Origin of the sequence: sulfur-oxidizing endosymbiont of Gigantopelta aegis, assembly GCF_016097415.1 — a bacterium.
In the GTDB taxonomy this organism is placed as follows: Bacteria; Pseudomonadota; Gammaproteobacteria; order GRL18; family GRL18; genus GRL18.
The window spans coordinates 1,377,584-1,396,364 of sequence record NZ_JAEHGE010000001.1 but is presented as its reverse complement, the minus strand read 5'-3'; the positions used below and the strand labels follow the sequence as shown (position 1 = coordinate 1,396,364).

The window sequence follows — 18,781 nt, the reverse complement described above, 5'->3', positions numbered from 1 at the left end:
CCTACGGTTTTTATAATTTATTCTATCCCCTTTTCTCCATCACTCTTCATCCAACACCTGACGTATACGTTTTGCCAACTCAATTTTCCGATAGGGTTTGCTTAATAATTGCGTAGAAAAACTAAATTCTTCATTGGAGTCAATTGCTTTCGCTGCAAACCCAGAAGTCAATAATATTTTCAGCTTTGGGTTCAATTTAATTGCCTTTTGAGCTAGCTCATAGCCGTTAATGCCACCCGGCATAATAACATCACTGAACAGGCAATCAATATCCGTTTTCTGCTCTAACATCTCAACAGCCTGACTGGCACCTTCCGCGACATAAGTTTTATAACCCAAGTCAGATAGAAACTCTTCTGCCAGGTGTAATAAAGCAATTTCATCATCAACAATTAAGATAGTTTCATTGCCAGAGGGTGGTGACTCATCTGTCATTGTCACTGTCTCATCTACTGTATCAGCCATAGAGCGGGGTAAATACAAGCGAAAAGTAGTACCGACATCCACCTCAGAATACACTAAAATAAAGCCACCAAAACGCTTGGCAAAACCATAGACCATCGCCATTCCTAAGCCAGTACCTTTTCCTTTTGCTTTAGTCGTATAAAAAGGCTCAAATATTCGCTCTTGCACTGCTTTGCTCATTCCACAGCCCGTATCACTGAGCACAAACTGTACATAATCGCCAGCCTGAGCACCTTCATTCATAGCAACAAAATCATTATCAAGGCATTCATTACTCGTCGCTATAACTAATTTCCCCCCATTTGGCATCGCATCACGTGCATTAATGATCAGATTAAGGACAACATCCTGAAATTCTCCAGCATCAATTTCTGTTAACCAGGGCTTATCCGTTAAAGAATACTCAACTTCAATTGAAGGCATGATTGAACGGGTAAACATCGTTTGTAACTCAGTCAATAAAGCATTGAGATTGACAACCGTTTTATCTTCACTTTGAGTGCGAGCAAAAGACAATAACTGACGAGTCAAATCAGTACAACGCAGCGCAGCATTGTTGGCAGTTTTGACCCATTTACTGGGTTTTTCCTCTCCTTCTACATGCTCCTTGAGAAAGTCCAAATAACCAATAATTATACCTAGCTGATTATTAAAGTCGTGAGCAATACCTCCGGACAACTGCCCAATAGCATCCATTTTTTGTGAGCGGCGCAAGGCTTGTTCCGAGTTTAATCTTTCAATTTCACCGGCGGCACGTGTTGCAAAGATTTCCAGCAACTCCATTGTTTTATCTGTGTGCTTTAGTGGTTCTCGATTAAGAACAACCAGCAAACCTAAAGATTCACCCTGACTATTAACAAGGGTTCTGCCAATATAAGCTTCAACATTCATATCCCCTAATAGTTTATCTTTAGGAAACAATTGTTGTACTTTCTCAGAATAAACACATGCTTTTTTACCGATGACTTCTGCGCAGGGACTATTTTTTAAGGTGTACTCAATGTTTTCAACAGTTTTCCCATAAGCACACAAGGCTTTGGTATTCACAATATCCGGCTTATTCTTATTCAGCAAACCAATAAAAACATAATCAGCCTTAAGCATACGAGCGACATGCTCAACCAGATGTGCAAAAAATAATTCATCCGAGGCACTGGAAACACCTTGCGCTATATCCTTTATATCTTGCTCATGTTGAGCACGTTGTTGTTCAAAACGTTTACTACGTTGGATAACGAAGAGGATGACCATTAATCCAAGCAACCAAATGCCGGCATGAGTGATATTGACTGCACGACTGGTTTTGGCAGCGGCTAATAAATAAGGCGTAAGAGGAATCGATACGCTCACCCCGCCACGGATATCACCCGCTTTGAATCCCAAGTGACCATGACACTTAACACAGCCCTGTTTCATTAACATTGGCCGCATCAGACGTAAATAAGGTTTCCCCTCCATATGACTGACATCAACAATCTCTTGTTCACCCAAATCGAAGCGTTTTAGCGCCTGTAATTCCCAGGGATCGGCTTTGTTAATTGGGTTTAAAAGAATCTGACCGGTAATACTGCCTTTGACACCATACATTTCTTCAAACTCTTCCGTCATTTGACGCATCATATAGGCAGGATTCATCAGCGTCAGTTTAGTACCATCAGTTGTCACTACATCACGCTTGGGTAAATGTGCTAGGTAGGGGTTGGGTGGTGTGCGTTCATCGGGCTTAACATAGAGGCCGCCATGACGAGTAGCCCAACGACGAAAAGCCTGGTCTTTATTCCAGTTGGCACGCGCTTCTTCGGTCGCCAAGTATTCCGCTTGATTTTCAAGTTGAATTCTATTCCAGACCAGTGAAAGCCCCACCAATAAAGTCCAGACGAAGATACTGATAAGCAGGGGCTGTCCAAACAAGACACGGCTTATTCCACTAGCAGAGATTGAGGTCATTTTGTTCCTTGTATTCTTAATAGCAACTTTTGAGTTGGCAATTTAAAGAATAGGAAGCTTATACTATTTTTTCAATCAAACGAATGCATAATTTATACTAAATCGTGACTATTTTTCACCATAAAAATGCGCTTTAAATGCTTGACGAAAACGTTGATGGCAAGCCAGACAGGTATTTTGCAAGTCTGCAAACTGTGCAATCACTTTAGCACCGTCCTTTTTTGCCGCTTCCTGACCTAAAACAATAGCAGAATCATGTGTTTTTGAATCCAGACTTTTAAACGTAGCCATATCAGTGCCCACATAACTTAAAATACGCACTTTATCCGTCATAGGCGGTGTGGGATGGTTAGCAACTTTATCAGCCGCCTGTTCAACAAGCATCCAATCTTCACGCGCAATGCCATGGACTATACGCTCCATATTACTGCCAATATCAGCCATGATTTTTTGTAAGGCTAAGGGTTCACTCGCCACAGAATGACTACTCACGAGTAACACACTCAGACCAGCAAAAACCGTCACTTTAAGATTATTCATTATTTATTATTCCTCACAATAAAATTATTTATTTAAATGTAATTGCTCAACATATTATAAAAAACCACAAGCGTATCAAATTAAAGCGCTTTAACTTGATACTGCAAACTGATCCTCTTTTTCGGATGTTGAAAACGTTATAAAACCAATGTCATCCATAATGCCATATAAGGCAGGCAAGACCAACATAATCAATACCGTCGAAGTTATCATACCAAAGACAATACTGGTCACTAAGGGTATGAGTATTAATGCTTGAGAACTGCTTTCAAACAATAAGGGGGTCATCCCGGCAATGGTTGTCACCGAAGTAATAAAGATAGCTCTGAAACGATCCGTTACTGCTTGCTTGACAGCAGCATGGAATTCATTACCCTCATTGATACGCATTTTGACAAACTCAACCAACAAAATAGAATCATTGACCACGATACCGGCCAGAGAGACAAAGCCGATCATACTCGGTAGTGTAAAATCCAAACCCATTAATAAGTGTCCCCATATTGCTCCGATTAAAGCCAAGGGAATATTAATCATCACAATTAAAGGTTCACGGTAATTACGAAACAATAAGCTCAATAACAAAAACACAGCAAATGCCCCAATACCAAAGCCGGAAACAATGGATAGTTTCGTTTCAGTGCCCTTCTCTACTTCACCTTTAAAGCTAAACGAGATATCCGGATAGCGTTGTTGCAACGTATTTAGAAAGTTTTTCTGTAAACCAGCAATAACTTCTGAAGTATTGGCAATATCGGCATCCACATCACCATAAATATTGACCGTGCGTTGATGGTTAATATGACCTATGCGTGAAAACTCGCGTACTTCGGTGATGGTAGCGACACTGCTTAGGGGTAACTCCTCACCGGTCTTAGAAAAAATTATCGTATTATCAAAGTCACGCAAAGCCTGATCAGGCTGACTATCCAGTTTAGCAATGATTTCATAGGCTTCACGACCAGAATAAATTTCATTAATTTTAACCTCTAAATACGCGGCACGTAATTGTGAGGCCAGGCCGAAGGAATCGATATCAGCATTCAATGCCCCCGGTCTAAGACGAATATTGTATTGAGGCTTGCCCGGTCTGAGATCATCCAGTAGATTATTAACCCCTTGATAGCCTCGTAGCCAGTTTTGCACTTCCCAGGAAGCCTTAGATAAATCATTCAAGCCCTGACCACTCAGACGAACATGAATAGCACGCCCTGCCGGTCCCACCTTGGGTTCCTTATATTGAATATTGATCACACTGGGTAAATCACCGGTATTTTTTTCCCATAAGTGAATTAATTCAGCCATCTTGGTATGACGCTTTTCAGTCGTTAAAATATCAATACTCAGACTCGCCAAGTGAGTACCATTTTCAGAGGCATCACTATGCTGACCATAGGACACCTGAATATTTTTTATTAAGTTCTCAGATTCATGCTGATTCAGAACATCAGCACTTTTATCCAAGGCACGAAGCAATTGATCAACCACTCGTTGTGTTTCTACTAATGGTGTACCCTGAGGCAGAAGCACTCTTGCTTCCAGATTATTACCTTCCATATCGGGAAATGCCTTAAATTTAACCGTGCCGGTGGCAACTAATCCCACCGCAGAAATCATCATCAAGAACGCAATGGCCACAGTTAGATAGCGATACTGCATCGACAACTGAGCAAGATCGCCCACTTTTTTACGTAACGTCTCAAACCTCGCTTCAAAATTGTTGCGCCATCGTGCTAAACCGGTTTTTTTACCTTTTTTTAATGAGTGCTCTAATGAATGTTCTAATGAGTGCTTTAAATGGTGTGGCAATACTAAAAAGGCTTCGATTAGACTGATGGTCAGTACCGACAATAAAACCACCGGTAACACGCCAAGAATTTGTCCTAGATCACCCGTCATCATTAATAAGCTGCCAAACAAAAAAGCGGAGGTTAAAAATGACGAGACAACGCCTCGAAACACTTTTTTAGTACCATCAACAGCAGCATCTAAGGGTGATTTTCCCTGACGAAATTCCCTATCAATATTTTCTGACAACACAATGGCATCATCCATTAAAATACCAATAGCCATTAATAAGGCAATCATGGAGATCATATTAATGCTCATGCCAAATACGGCCATAATAGCCAGTCCACCCAAAAAAGACACCGGCAGACCCAAGGCAATCCAGAAAGTATAGCGCCAGGAAAAGAATAATAACAAAATGAGGGTGGCCAAAAGCAAGCCCTGCCAACCATTACGCACTAGTAATTGCAAACGATCACGAACGGCTGTAGAGCTATCATTGACGATGGTCAGTCGAGTGCCAGGTGGTAATAATTTATTTTCCTGAGCAACAAAATCGCTTAGGGCATCCGCGACGCTCAATGTATCATCAATGGTATTTTTACTGATTTTTAATAAGGCTGCGGTCTTACCATTTAGCGCTATGGCATCCTCGGGTTTTTCAAAGGTGTCCACGATACGGGCAACATCACCTAGCTTGATTTCACCCCCTTCACTGGTATTGAGAATCACCAAATCAGCTAATTCATCCACCGACTTACGCGCATTATCAAATTGAATTTGATAGGCAGTATCTCTCGCTTCCAACAGCCCCAAGGGTAACTCAACTGACTGTTGCGAGATAAAATGAGCAATATCCTGCACACTTAAATTATATTTCTTTTCTGTTTCTGGACGCACCAATACCTGTAATTGATGCATAGAGAAGCCATCCAGGCTGACGATAGGAATCTCCGGTATCGCAATCAATCGATTACGATAATATTCAGCCAATGCTTTTAACTCTGACAGAGTCAATTTTTTTGAGGTAATAGCCACATTGGCGACCGGATTCGTCCTACCCAATTGTTTAATGATTGGCTCTTCAATATCATCAGGAAAATTTTGAATGCCGTCAATGGCCGTTTTAATATCATCGGTAAACTCACGAATGTTTCCCGTCTCGAACATTTCCAGGGTAAAGACACCTTTATTGTCTCTGGCGTCACATTCCTGCTCTTTTAAGAAACTAATGCCATCCGTGGCATCTTCCAGAGTATTACAAATGCCTTCTTCCACATCACTGGGACTAGCACCGGGATAAAGAATACTCACCTGGACCATACTGGGCTTTAATAAGGGAAAGGATTCTTTGTTCAAATCTTTGAGTGAATACAGTCCCAGCACAATAATAGCCATCATTAAGATATTGCTCAGCGTAGGATGAGCGGCAAAATAACGGATCATGGCTGAACACCTTCACCCATCTCTACTGGCTTATCTGAAAATTTCACCTGGAGCAATTCTTCACTCAGGGCATTCTTTGCCAATTGTTGCTCAAATTCCGTGACATGAATAGGCTTGAGTGGCAAGCCTTCAATCACCGGCACGACATCACTAATAATAATGCGCTCACCTACTTGCACAGCTTGCTCAGGCAGCGATTCAATAATTAATAAATCCCCCCGTTTTTGTAACACATTCACTGCTCTAATTTCTAATTTGTTATCCTCATTCGCCACATAAATGCGCCCTTGATGAAGGGCTTTACGGGGGATCACTAATAAGTCTCTCACCGGAGTAAAAAATTCCACTTCCGCATACATGCCTTTTAATAATGGTGGACGAACGCCGGGAATTACATTGTCATAAGGTTTGTTGACTGCAACGACTAAACTGATAGTATCCCGTTGCGGATCAATTGCCTCACCTATGCGCAACAATTGTCCTTTCCATACCGCATCAAAGTCTTCATAGCCCACCAGACGCACAATGGTCTGTAATTTTATTTTTAAAAATTCAGCTTGTAAATTACTCACTTGCTTTAAATTAAGGGGGTGGTCTTCAAAACCTTTTATCAGTGGATAGAATTGACTCACCGGCAATTGGGCATTAATTTCCACGGACTCCGTTCCCAAGGCCTCAAATAACACATTGCCCGTACTAATATATTCCCCTTTTTCCACCGCTACCGTACCGATACGCGCATCAAAGGGCAGCCGTATCTCGGTACGCCCTAAGGTGTCCTCGCTTTGTGCCAATTGTGTCTTTGATTGCTTGATTTGTGCCTCTGTCGATGACTTTCGACTGGCATAACTGTCTAATCTTCCCTGTAAATCTGCTACCTGCTGACTCAATTGCAACACTTTCTGCTGCTCTTCATCAATACTGGAGCGTGCCACTAGGCCACGCTTTAAAATACTTTGTAAGCGGGCCAATTCCTGTTTGCCAATACGTAGGTTTTCCTGAGCAATTTCCAGCAAACGGCGGGTGCTTTTTTCTTCAACTTCCAATTGTGTCAAAGAATGCTGACTACTACTCAGCCCCGCTTTGCTCTGATCCAATGAAAACTCAAAAGCCGTTGGCTCTATTTTCAATACAATCGTATTTTTAGGTAAACTCGCCCCTTTTTTTAGAAAAGGATGGATATAACTGATCTTACCGCTCACTTCTGTTTTAGCATTTAACACAATAGCCGGTTCAACATGGCCATAGGCAATGGCTCTATTACGAAAAGGTAGTTTTTTAAGCGTAATCACATCAACCGATTTTATGGGAAAACTTAATCGTTCATGCGCAATAGGTGCTTGGGTTTTTACCTTATAAACCACCACAGCAAGGGCAAGAAAAACAATCAACGGTAAAATAAAGGCTTTTTGTAGTATTTTTGTCATTTTCTCAGTTCTGTTATCCTAAAATAATCAGTTGAATCGTAGCGAGAGCGACTTAGGTGCTGAAGATTAAGGGTTTTACAGGTTATTTTGGCTTTATTCGTAGTCACCCTACGGGTGAAGTCAAAATGTTCTGTAAAATCCTTAAGATTCAGTGCATAAGGCGGTCGCAGTAGGTTCAACTGATTTTTTTAGGGTTATATATCATAGTCATCACTAATATTAGCGCAGTCCAAACCTATAATAAACCATCCCAATTGCACAATCATTTCTCTACACTCAATAAATTGTTACAAATTGTTTCAGATAGTAATTTGTTTAGGATTATGACAGAAAAACAAATAAAACAATCTTTTATTGACTTAGATCAATAAAATCATTACCATAATACCTGAGTATTTTACTAGGGTATTAACAGCGAGAAATTATCATGGCTAGAAAAGGCGTAAAACGTTCGATACAAGTTTGGGGTTGTGACCTTGAAGACGGTACTAAAATAACTAATAATGACGAAGGCATCGTCAGTGTCATTGTCAATGGTGATCGTACTGTGACTGTCACTGATTCCAGTAACAATGAAAAAATCGTTGAAGGCGCTCGTTGGGTTTCCTACGTACCACGTCAGAACTAATGCATTATTAGTTTTATATGGGGAATAAATCTATTTCCCATATTGACTGCGTACATTATTTTATTTTGCTTGCTTCCCCTGTTTAACACTGCCGATTGTTTCAAACACGGCAGCGCTGATCACAATCAATCCTCCCACGACCGTTTTCCAGTCCGGTAGCTCTAATAAAAATAGCGCTGCAAACAAAGTCCCGTAAACCACCTGCATACAACCAATTAAGCCCACTGTTTTTGCTTTAAGATACAACAAACTATTAGCAAACAAAGTATGTGGCAAGGCTGTGAAAAACACCCCTAGCACAATAAACCACCACCACTGAACTTGACTCACCTCAAAGACCACTTGGCCTGAGAATGGTAATAAAAACAACACCACAAATACGGTTTGATACAACAAGGCATGCCTTGCAGGATAGCTCTTAAAAAAACGTCCATGAATAATATTACGCATGGCAAACAAGAAAGCCGATAAAACACCCCAAAATACACCCTGCGTTGTTTGATTATCAATGGAAAATTCCGGCACTAATAAATAAATGCCAACTAACACCACCAGAGCGCTGAGAATGTCTTTAATGTGTGGTCGTTCACCATGAAAAAAAGGCTCAATAAACACGGTAATGACAGGATAGGTGTAAAGCGCAATGATCCCGATAGCAATAGACGACACTTGCATGGCATGAAAATAAGTTATCCAGTGAGTGCAAAGAAAAAAACCTAATAAGAAGGCGATTAAATAATCTCTTTTTTTATGCAGTAATAAACTTTCTTTAAGCCAAAGAATATACAGAGCAATGGCCAAGGCAGCAAAAACACTGCGTAATAAAGTAATTTCAATGGCATTTAAACTGATGAATTTGGAAAAAAGCGCCGTCAAACCAAAAATAAGTACAGCAGAATGCACTGAAAGTAGCCCTTCAAAATGGCGGGTCATAAATTATTCTCAAATAGTGATCTTTATTGATAGGAATTTTGTTAAACTTCTATACCCATGACACCTGAAAATGCACCCCAAGGGCACTTCTTTCAGGGCGCAACGAGGCATTTTGACTAAGAGTCGATTGACTGTAATAAATATTACATGATTGAGGCTTTTAGTTAAAAGCACGAAGTCTGCATTTTCAAGTGTCATGGGTATCTGTGATGGCTCTGAATAAAAGCCTAGCTAGTGTCCATCCGTTATTCTAGAATTATTTGATAATTTTGACCGTAGGGTGGGCACTAGCTAGTTTAACATTTTTCACTTGAGAATATTCCTTATGGCGACAATCAATATCATGGCTCTGCGTCATAGTGCCTTTTATACCCCACTACTCATGACCATTAAAGGTGGATATTTAGAAAAACGCGGCCTAAGTCCTAATTATAGTATTGCGACAGCCGATAATCCCATTGAAAAGAACTTACTTTCAGGCGCTATCCATTTAGCACAATCAGCCCCGGCTGTTAGCTTTGCTGCTCTGGAAGCGGGAAATACTGTCGATATAGTTCACTTTGCAGCCATTAATAAGCGCGATGGTTTTTATCTGACCGCACGAGAGCCAAATGATTCATTTCAATGGTCAGATTTAGAAGGTCAGGAAGTATTGGTCGATCACCTCTTTCAACCCCATGCGACTTTGCGTTATGCTATGTATCTCAATGGCGCTGATTTTGATAAAATAAAAATCATTGATGCAGGCAATGTGGCAGAAATGGATCAGGCTTTTCGCTCAGGCCAAGGGGCTTATGTGCATCAGCAAGGCCCTGCACCGCAGCAATTAGAAAAAGATGGCTATGGTAAAATAGTCGCTTCTATTGGTGAAGCCTTTGACCCTATTGCCTTTAGTAGCCTATGTGCCACTCGTGAATGGTTGAAATCTGACATGGCAGATAGTTTTATGGAAGCCTATCAACAAGCCATGCATGATACCTTGGAAATGCCTGCTAATAAAATAGCCAATATCATTCAACCACTACTGAGCAACATTGATAGCGACGTCTTAGTCACCACAATAGACGACTATAAAAAATTAAACACTTGGCAGGCAGATATCCAGATCAATAAAAACAGCTATGATAATTTACTTAAAGTTTTTCTACACAGTGGTTATATTAGCAAAGCTCATCCCATGAAGGATTGTATTGCCGGGTTAGAGAGCTAAGTTAGAACACATATCTTTACAGAGTTTTGAAAATAGGAACCACAGATGTTACGCAAAATACTTCTACCTGTTATTTTTGTCATTCTCGCATGGGGCTTTTGGATTAGCCCGGACTTAAAAGTCGTTGCCGCTGGCGTATCAATTTTTTTATTTGGTATGTTATCACTGGAAGATGGTTTTAAGGCTTTTACCGGTGGCACCTTAGAAAAAATCCTCAAGAAAAGTACCAATAAACTCTGGAAAAGCCTGTCTTTTGGTATTCTTAGCACCACCATAATGCAATCCAGTTCACTTGTTTCAGTCATTACAATTTCATTTTTAAGCGCAGGCTTATTGGGCTTATATGAAGGTGTGGGGATTATTTTTGGTGCGAATCTTGGCACCACAACAGGCGCATGGTTAGTCGCTGGTTTTGGCTTAAAAGTGGACATTTCAGCCTATGCCATGCCCATGCTAGTATTTGGTGTACTCTTAGTCTTTCAACGCTCTAATACCCTTAAAGGCTTTGGTTATATTCTTACCGGATTAGGCTTTCTGTTCCTCGGCATTCATTACATGAAAGAAGGCTTTGAAGCGTTTAAAGGTAACTTTGATCTGGCTCAGTTTGCCGTCAGCGGATATTCTGGCATCTTCTTATTTTCTGCGCTTGGAGTCCTTGCCACAGTCGTCATGCAATCAAGTCATGCGACACTGGTACTGACCATTACCGCCCTGGCTTCAGGACAGATAAGCTACGAAAACGCATTGGCTCTGTCCATCGGAGCCAATGTCGGCACCACAATAACAGCAATTATTGGTTCCATGAGTGCCAATGAACAAGGCAAACGACTCGCTGGCGCCCATTTAATTTTTAATTTGGTCACCGGTTTTATCGCTATTGTTTTCATCTACCAAATGATGTCAACGGTTGACTGGATCAGTGAAGAAGTGGGCATTGCAGCCGATGATCACACCCTGAAGCTGGCTGTTTTTCATACTCTATTTAATCTCTTAGGCGTGTTAATCATGCTACCATTTATTCGCTACTTGGTGACTTTTCTCGAAGGTTTGTTTAAAGAAAAACAAGTATCACGAACCAAGCCCAAATATCTCACCGATTCAGCCATCAGCTTTCCTGATACCGCCACGGAAGCCGTACGCAATGAAACACTCAGGGTTTGGGATAATGCCATTAATATTTTTTCCGGGACATTTGGTTTTAAACGTTCAGACGTACTCTCAAATAGTGACCTTGATCATATCGCCAATACACAAAAGAAAATAAGTCCCTATGATATCGACACGGCTTACACACTGAATATTAAGTCACTCTATAGCGAAATTGTCAGCTTTATCAGTAAGGCCGGTTTTTCATGGGAAATGGAGCAATCGGGAGAAATCCACTGGCTTCGTAAAGCCAACCAAAACATTACTGATGCCGTTAAAGATACGAAACACCTGCAAAAAAACCTATCCGTTTATGGTATGTCAAGCAATCCAAAAATGAAGGAGGCCTATACCCTAATACGAGTAGAATTGTGTTTGTTAATTCGTGAACTTGAATCCATTAATTTAGAAAATGAGGGTGAAGGTGAAAAAACACTGTTCTCCTTGGATCATTTAAGACTGTTATTGGACGAGCATATCTCCAATATGAATACTTGGCTATCCCAGTCCATCCGAAAGAACTTAATTACCGCTGAAATGGCAACTTCCCTTATGAATGATGTCACCTACGCCGCAAATATTTATAGGAATCTAATACAAATGGGCGAAACCTTATTTATCAAACGCAATCACGATTTAAGCAATGCTGAACGTACTCTGATACTCGATGATGAAGAACTTGATGCCATCAATGATGATATAAAAGAGCAGGCAGAAAACAATGAAAATACTAAGCGGAGTCTATCATAATGAGTAGTAAAAAACTTTTACAACAATTAAGAAACTTTCTTGACATGGGCAAGAATAAACGCAATAAATATGCTGAGGAATTAAAACAATTACTCAAAGAATTAAAAGCCAAAGAAAAGAGCCTAATCGAAAAATGCGCTATAACCTCCTCAAAAGATAAACGTAAAATGTTCAATAGAAAAATTGCCATTATTCATGCAAAACGCAAGAAAGGTCTGGCGGCTCTAAAAAATAATTAACCTGAACTAGAATTCATTATCGCCCATAAAAAAAGCCTGGCAGAAAATCTGTCAGGCTTTTTTTATGGCGCATTAAGCGATAAGTTTAAAAGGGCACAGATCAAACCTTGTTTAAATATACGTCTTTGATGCGGTTCGTTCCTCACCACATCCTACCAATGTAAAGATAAATTGGCTTAATTTAATCTGTCTCTTTAAGAGCTTATTGATCGCCTCCTGGCGTATCATCAGCAGGATCATAGCCAGCAGGTAGCTCATGAGCAATACCTTTGTGACACTCGATACAAGTCCAGCCATTATCGATTGCTTCTTCATGGCGATTGGCACTACGAGACTCTTGCTTATCAAAGTCCATGGAGTCAAAGTCATGGCAGTTACGACACTCACGCGAATCGGTACTTAACATACGTGCCCATTCATGGGTAGCTAAATTAAGACGTTCTGCTTCAAATTTTTCGCGGGTATCAATCGTGCCTAATAACTTGTGATAAATTTCATTAGAAGCCTGAATTTTACGAATAATTTTATGTATCCATTCTTTAGGTACGTGACAATCAGGACAAGTTGCTCTCACACCCGTACGGTTTGAATAGTGAATGGTTTCTGTGTATTCCTGATACACATTGTTTTCCATTTCGTGACAGGAAATACAAAATGATTCCTGATTGGTTGCTTCCATGGCGGTATTAAAGCCGCCCCAGAAAATAATACCCATGACGAAGCCAAAAAACAGTACTTTAAACGTACCTTCTTTTGAAAATAATCCCATTATTCTTAATCCCACTTTCTTTTTTAATAAAATCTAGTCAATCAATTTTAGCCAATTCACGCTGGCTAGTCATCGAATGGGTGCAGTATACACCACCCATTAGATCATTAGAATATACACATAGTAATTATATGGATATTTTAACCTAGAAACCTCAGTTGAATCGTAGCGAGAGCGACTTAGGTGATGAAGATTAAGGGGTTTACAGGTTATTTTGGCTTTATTCGTAGTCACCCTACGGGTGAAGTCAAAATGTTCTGGAAAACCCTTAAGATTCAGTGCATAAGGCGGTCGCAGTAGGTTCAACTGATTTTTTTTAGGTTTAAGTGTGCTGCGTGTTTTTTAGCAAGACTAATCAATACCTTCATAGGTATTTTTAACGAGAGGCTTACTCTTAACCTGTGGTGCATGACACTGAGTACAGAAATAACGACGTTTAGAAATAGTTTTCAGAGTTTTACCGTCACGGTCAATATAATGACTATCACCCACCTTTGGTGCATTCTCTTTTTTATAACTTTTTTCACTATGACATTTTAAACAACCATTATTTTTTAAATTAATACGATATTTAGCTGTTTTATGTGGAATCATAGGGGGTTGCAATTTAAAATTACGATCATAACCACCTTCTTCTGTGTTCACCTTATGTTTGGGTACACTTTCAGTATCAGACTCCAAAGGATAACCGCCACGCAGTGATTGCACTGACAATGCTGCGGTTGAAAACATCACCGCTGCCATTGCAACGAGAAAAATCATGATATTTTTTTTGTAAGAGCAATTATCTAACAGCAGGTTTATTGATTTTATATTTTTACACATTTTTTACATCTCCATATAACGTTTGGATCATAACAACCCAAACCATTAAGAATTCAAACACAATAATTAAAAACGATTCGAAAAATTGAATACATCCTCATGACAGATATCAATACAGCGACCGCAATTAGTACAAAGACTATCATCAATCAAAGCGCTAACACCTTTATCAGCACCTTTAAGTGCTGGCTGTATCACCTTGGGTTCAGGGCAAACAACATAACAATCATTACAGTCATCACATTGTTCACGTTTATCCGCACTTATTCTGAGCATGCTTTTTGTGCCGATAAGGCTATAAAAAGCACCCACAGGACAGATATGCCCGCACCATCCTCGTTGACTGATAAACACGTCAAAAACGAAGATACCGATAATGACCATCCAGGCCCAGCCCATGCCAAATACTATGCCGCGAAACATCAGAGACACCGGATTAAACAATTCCCAAACGATCGCACCGGTGATGATTGGCAAAATTAAGGTCAATGCCAACAACCAATAACGCGTGTTTTTGGAAAAAGGGCTGGATACTTTCAAGCCCAGTTTTCTCCTCAGCCAAGCGGCCATGTCAGTGACAATATTGACAGGACAAATCCAAGAGCAATAAACCCGCCCTCCGACCAGCCAATAAAAACTGACCACAATGGCAACACCAATTAGGCCTTCAGTAACTGGCATATGACCTGCCATCAACCCCTGTAACATCACGTAGGGATCAGAAAGCGGTAAGGTATCCAGAGTCAAACTCGATGCCAAGTTGCCTTGTACTAACCAAACTCCAAATAAAGGTCCGACTAGAAAAAGTGCTAACAGCCCCAATTGACTCATGCGACGAAGCAGCAGCCATTTGTTTGCTCTAAGCCAGCCTTTCTTTGCCAGTGAGCGTTGATAAAAGTCCTGCATTATTTCTCCTGTTGCTCCTGAAGTTTTTTCAAACTATCAAGAGGGTTGGAAGAAAATGGCGAAGACGATTCATCAGCCCGTGCTTCCGATGGCAACGACAATCCACCCTGATTGTAGTCATAACGCACCCCTTGAGGTAAGTTATAACGATGTTCAACATCCGGCGCGACTAAGCTTTCACCTGTCGCTTCCTTTTGTTTCCAACCAAAGCGATAATGCTTGCCTAGCAGACCTTTAGCCAGATCGATAGGTAACACTTTAATCGCCGCTTCTTCCAGAATACAAGCCTTCTCACATTTACCACAGCCAGTACAGGCATCTGAATGCACCACAGGAATAAACATTGCGTGTTTTCCTGAACGTCGGTTGTGTCTCATTTCAATGCTTATCGCATCACCCTGAACAGGGCAGACATTAAAACAAACTTCACAACGTAGTCCCTGAAAAGCAATACATTCTTCCTGATCGATCAAAACAGCAAGACCCATTCGAGCCTCTTCAATGACCTTGAGTTCATGACTCAATGCATTAGTCGGACAAGCGGCTGCACAGGGGATGTCTTCACACATTTCACAGGGTTTTTCCCGAGCAATGAAATAAGGCGTTCCCAATGCGACATGCTCACCTAACTCAGCCAGTCTTAACATATCATAAGGACAATCTCTGACACATAAACCACAGCGTATACAAGCGCCGGAAAACTCGTCTGCCGGTAACGCACCCGGTGGTCGAATTGCCCAAGCCGGCATAGACTCGGCTTGGCGGGAATAAGTCCCCATGCCAACACCGAGCAAGGCCGTACCGCAAGCGGTTTTTAGGGTATTACCCAAAAACCGGCGGCGGTTGATGCTTGCCTTTGCAGTCACTGTATCGGTTTTATTTTTCTCCATTATCGTTAATACTTTTTTTCATACTTTTTACAATTGTAACTTGATTAAAAGACTAAGCTTTCACAACTTTACATGCGCATTTCTTATAATCAGTTTCTTTAGAAAGCGGATCAGTTGCATCCAATGTCGCCTTGTTAATTAAACGACTGGCATCAAACCAAGGTACAAATACCAAACCTTCTGGTGGCTTGTTACGTCCTTTGGTTTCAATACGTGCTTCAATTTCACCACGAATCGTCATCAACTTAGCCTTAGAGCCATTACGTAATTTACGTTTCTTGGCATCTTTCTTATTCATATAGATGACTGCATCGGGTACTGCACGATACAGTTCAGGCACACGACGTGTCATTGAACCTGAATGCCAATGCTCCAAGACACGACCGGTACATAACCACAGATCATGCTCTTCGTTAGGGCTTTCAGCAGGCGGCTCATAAGGGGCAGAAATAATCTTCGCCTTACCACCATTCTTCTTATGATTGCCGTAGAAGTAAGCATCACCCTTTGCACCATCTGGATTAAGCTTGGCAACATAAGGATCATAACCTTCACGGAAACGCCATAGGGTTTCTTTGCCGTCCACTACAGGCCAGCGTAAGCCACGTGCTTTATGATACATATCAAAGGGAGCTAAATCATGTCCATGACCACGGCCAAATTCAGCATATTCTTCAAACAGACCTTTTTGTACATAAAAACCAAAGTGATCCATTTCATCATTTTGATAGGTATTACCATCAGAATCTTTAATTTCCTGTGCATCAAATTGATTAACCTGACCATTCTCATACAAGACCTGATACATAGTTTTATCTTTGTATTCAGGCATTTTAGCCAACAAATCTTCAGGCCAAACATCAGTCATTTTGAAACGCTTGGTAAATTCCATTAACTGCCATAAATCAGACTTAGATTCACCTGGTGCTTGTACCTGTTGACGCCAGAATTGAGTACGACGTTCTGCGTTACCATAAGCACCTTCTTTTTCCACCCACATTGCAGTCGGTAAAATCAAATCAGCAGCCATAGCTGTCACCGTGGGATAGGGATCCGACACAGTAATAAAGTTGGCAGGATTACGATACCCCGGAAAAGTTTCTTCATTGAAGTTCGCTGCCGCTTGAGCATTATTAGTACACTGCACCCAATAAGCATTCAATTTGCCATCTTTAAGCATGCGGTTTTGCAAGACAGCATGGTAACCCGGCTTGGGATTAATCGTCCCCTTGGGTAATTTCCAGATTTTCTCTGCGATATCACGATGTGCTTCTTTCTTCACCACTAAATCTGCGGGTAGACGATGTGAGAAAGTACCTACTTCACGTGCTGTACCACAAGCAGAAGGCTGACCGGTTAATGAAAATGGTCCGCTACCTGGGATAGAAATTTTACCCGTAAGTAAGTGAACATTATACATCAAACCATTTGCCCAAACGCCACGAGTGTGCTGGTTGAAGCCCATAGTCCATAAAGAAACAATCTTTTTGTCTGGGTCAGCATAGAGCTTGGCCAGTTTAAGTAGTTTTTCTTCTGGTACACCAGATATTTCACTGGTTTTTTTCAAGGTATAAGGCTTAACTGAAGCCGTATATTGCGCCATATCAATCGCAGGATGCTTGCCCTTGGTTTTACCATTGTTCTTTGCTTTCTTTTCCAAAGGATGCTCTGGACGTAAGCCATAACCAATATCGGTAGTTGCCTGATGCAACGCAACGTGCTTATCCATAAACTCTTTATTCACCGCACCATTTTCAATGATGTAGTTAGCAATATAGTTCAAAATCGCCAAGTCAGTCTGCGGCTTAAAGATAATGCCATTGTCAGCAAGTTCAAAGGAGCGGTGTTCAAAAGTAGATAATACATGAACTTCACTGTCTTTCTTAGTTAAACGCGTATCAGTAATACGTGACCAGAGAATTGGATGCATCTCGGCCATATTAGAACCCCATAGCACGAACGCATCAGCATGTTCTAAATCATCATAACAGCCCATGGGCTCATCAATACCAAAAGCACGCATAAAACCACCTACAGCAGATGCCATACAGTGACGAGCGTTAGGATCGAGGTTATTCGAACGGAAACCAGCCTTAATCATTTTAGACGCTGCATAACCTTCCCAGACTGTCCACTGACCAGAGCCAAACATACCGACAGCCGTTGGACCTTTATCTTTTAAGGTGGTTTTCCACTTGTCTGCCATGGTATCAAATGCTTCATCCCAACTGACTTCAGTGAAATCACCATTTTTATCATACTTGCCATTTTTCTTACGCAGTAAAGGTTTGGTTAAACGATCTTTACCGTACATAATTTTGGTTAAGAAATAACCTTTAATACAGTTTAAACCCTTATTAACGGGTGCATCGGGGTCGCCCTGATTGGCAACCATTTTGCCACCCTTAGTACCGACCAATACACTACAACCGGTACCACAGAAACGACAAGCAGCCTTATCCCAGCGAATGCCATCATCAGCAGAATCTGCTGCCTGAGTAACGCTAACGGGTAAAGTAACACCAGCAACTGAAGCAGCAGCAACCGCTGCATTGCTTTTTATAAAATCACGCCTTGTTATACTCACTATACGATCTCCTCTTCCATTTCTTTAATATCTGCTTCCTGGTGATAAATCATCGTTGCATTTATCACACCTTTTAAATTATTTATCGCTGCCATTTTGTCAGCCAGGGCTTTTTCACCACTGTCTTCAAGTGTAGCAATTATTTTTCCCTCATCGACACCGCCGAAAACATCAATACCTTCCATCTCTTCAAGCAACTGACTAATTGCGTGAGATTTTTCCGGTTTAGCACTCACAATGACACTGCATATATTCATATATTTTCTTCTTTTTCACTCAATTGTG

15 protein-coding genes are annotated in these 18,781 nt (G+C 40.9%); 4 read left to right on the top strand and 11 right to left on the bottom strand.

The window, feature by feature from the left end:
* Window positions 1-39: 39 nt before the first annotated feature.
* The 4 genes from JEU79_RS07180 to JEU79_RS07165 all read right to left on the bottom strand — a co-directional run bounded on the left by JEU79_RS07180 (window position 40) and on the right by JEU79_RS07165 (window position 7,613).
* Complete coding sequence (locus JEU79_RS07180) at window positions 40-2,412, bottom strand: c-type heme family protein (protein WP_198263551.1); 2,373 nt, start codon at window positions 2,410-2,412, stop codon at window positions 40-42.
* Between the two features lie 108 nt (window positions 2,413-2,520).
* Window positions 2,521-2,952 carry a cytochrome c gene (locus tag JEU79_RS07175; protein ID WP_246540081.1) on the bottom strand — a complete coding sequence of 144 codons (432 nt, stop codon included), beginning with the start codon at window positions 2,950-2,952 and terminating at the stop codon, window positions 2,521-2,523.
* A 90-nt stretch (window positions 2,953-3,042) separates the two neighbouring features.
* Window positions 3,043-6,186 carry an efflux RND transporter permease subunit gene (locus tag JEU79_RS07170; protein ID WP_198263550.1) on the bottom strand — a complete coding sequence of 1,048 codons (3,144 nt, stop codon included), beginning with the start codon at window positions 6,184-6,186 and terminating at the stop codon, window positions 3,043-3,045.
* The gene (locus JEU79_RS07165) at window positions 6,183-7,613 is read right to left on the bottom strand and encodes an efflux RND transporter periplasmic adaptor subunit (protein ID WP_198263549.1); all 1,431 of its coding nucleotides are present in this window, start codon (window positions 7,611-7,613) and stop codon (window positions 6,183-6,185) included. Before JEU79_RS07165 ends, JEU79_RS07170 begins: the two co-directional genes overlap by 4 nt.
* Before the next feature lie 427 nt (window positions 7,614-8,040).
* Here JEU79_RS07165 and JEU79_RS07160 point away from each other — a divergent pair, with 427 nt between their 5' ends.
* Entirely contained in the window at window positions 8,041-8,241 is a 201-nt protein-coding gene (locus JEU79_RS07160; RefSeq protein ID WP_198263548.1) for a hypothetical protein, read from the top strand.
* Window positions 8,242-8,301: 60 nt separating this feature from the next.
* Here the strand turns inward: JEU79_RS07160 and JEU79_RS07155 are convergent, their stop codons facing one another.
* The gene (locus tag JEU79_RS07155) at window positions 8,302-9,174 is read right to left on the bottom strand and encodes a DMT family transporter (protein ID WP_198263547.1); all 873 of its coding nucleotides are present in this window, start codon (window positions 9,172-9,174) and stop codon (window positions 8,302-8,304) included.
* A gap of 325 nt (window positions 9,175-9,499) precedes the next feature.
* Here JEU79_RS07155 and JEU79_RS07150 point away from each other — a divergent pair, with 325 nt between their 5' ends.
* From JEU79_RS07150 to JEU79_RS07140, 3 genes are read left to right on the top strand one after another with little or no spacing between them, the layout of a single operon-like run.
* Complete coding sequence (locus JEU79_RS07150; protein WP_198263546.1) at window positions 9,500-10,384, top strand: ABC transporter substrate-binding protein; 885 nt, start codon at window positions 9,500-9,502, stop codon at window positions 10,382-10,384.
* Window positions 10,385-10,429: 45 nt separating this feature from the next.
* Window positions 10,430-12,280, top strand: coding sequence for a Na/Pi cotransporter family protein (locus JEU79_RS07145; protein WP_198263545.1), 1,851 nt, complete (start codon window positions 10,430-10,432; stop codon window positions 12,278-12,280).
* The gene (locus JEU79_RS07140) at window positions 12,280-12,519 is read left to right on the top strand and encodes a hypothetical protein (protein WP_198263544.1); all 240 of its coding nucleotides are present in this window, start codon (window positions 12,280-12,282) and stop codon (window positions 12,517-12,519) included. Before JEU79_RS07145 ends, JEU79_RS07140 begins: the two co-directional genes overlap by 1 nt.
* Window positions 12,520-12,721: 202 nt before the next feature.
* Here JEU79_RS07140 and JEU79_RS07135 read toward each other — a convergent pair whose 3' ends face one another.
* The 6 genes from JEU79_RS07135 to JEU79_RS07110 all read right to left on the bottom strand — a co-directional run bounded on the left by JEU79_RS07135 (window position 12,722) and on the right by JEU79_RS07110 (window position 18,753).
* Window positions 12,722-13,288, bottom strand: coding sequence for a NapC/NirT family cytochrome c (locus tag JEU79_RS07135; protein WP_198263543.1), 567 nt, complete (start codon window positions 13,286-13,288; stop codon window positions 12,722-12,724).
* A gap of 351 nt (window positions 13,289-13,639) precedes the next feature.
* The gene (locus tag JEU79_RS07130; protein ID WP_198263542.1) at window positions 13,640-14,113 is read right to left on the bottom strand and encodes a nitrate reductase cytochrome c-type subunit; all 474 of its coding nucleotides are present in this window, start codon (window positions 14,111-14,113) and stop codon (window positions 13,640-13,642) included.
* A 66-nt stretch (window positions 14,114-14,179) separates the two neighbouring features.
* A complete protein-coding gene (gene napH / locus JEU79_RS07125; protein WP_198263541.1) occupies window positions 14,180-15,019 on the bottom strand; it encodes a quinol dehydrogenase ferredoxin subunit NapH in 840 nt (279 codons plus the stop codon).
* The gene (gene napG / locus JEU79_RS07120; protein ID WP_198263540.1) at window positions 15,019-15,909 is read right to left on the bottom strand and encodes a ferredoxin-type protein NapG; all 891 of its coding nucleotides are present in this window, start codon (window positions 15,907-15,909) and stop codon (window positions 15,019-15,021) included. The genes napH and napG overlap by 1 nt, the downstream gene beginning before the upstream one ends.
* 52 nt (window positions 15,910-15,961) lie before the next feature.
* On the bottom strand, window positions 15,962-18,496 hold the full coding sequence (gene napA, locus JEU79_RS07115) for a nitrate reductase catalytic subunit NapA (RefSeq protein WP_198263539.1): 2,535 nt from the start codon (window positions 18,494-18,496) through the stop codon (window positions 15,962-15,964).
* Window positions 18,496-18,753 (bottom strand): chaperone NapD, encoded by a 258-nt coding sequence (locus tag JEU79_RS07110; RefSeq protein ID WP_281400848.1) that lies wholly within the window; start codon window positions 18,751-18,753, stop codon window positions 18,496-18,498. Before JEU79_RS07110 ends, napA begins: the two co-directional genes overlap by 1 nt.
* Window positions 18,754-18,781 lie beyond the last annotated feature (28 nt).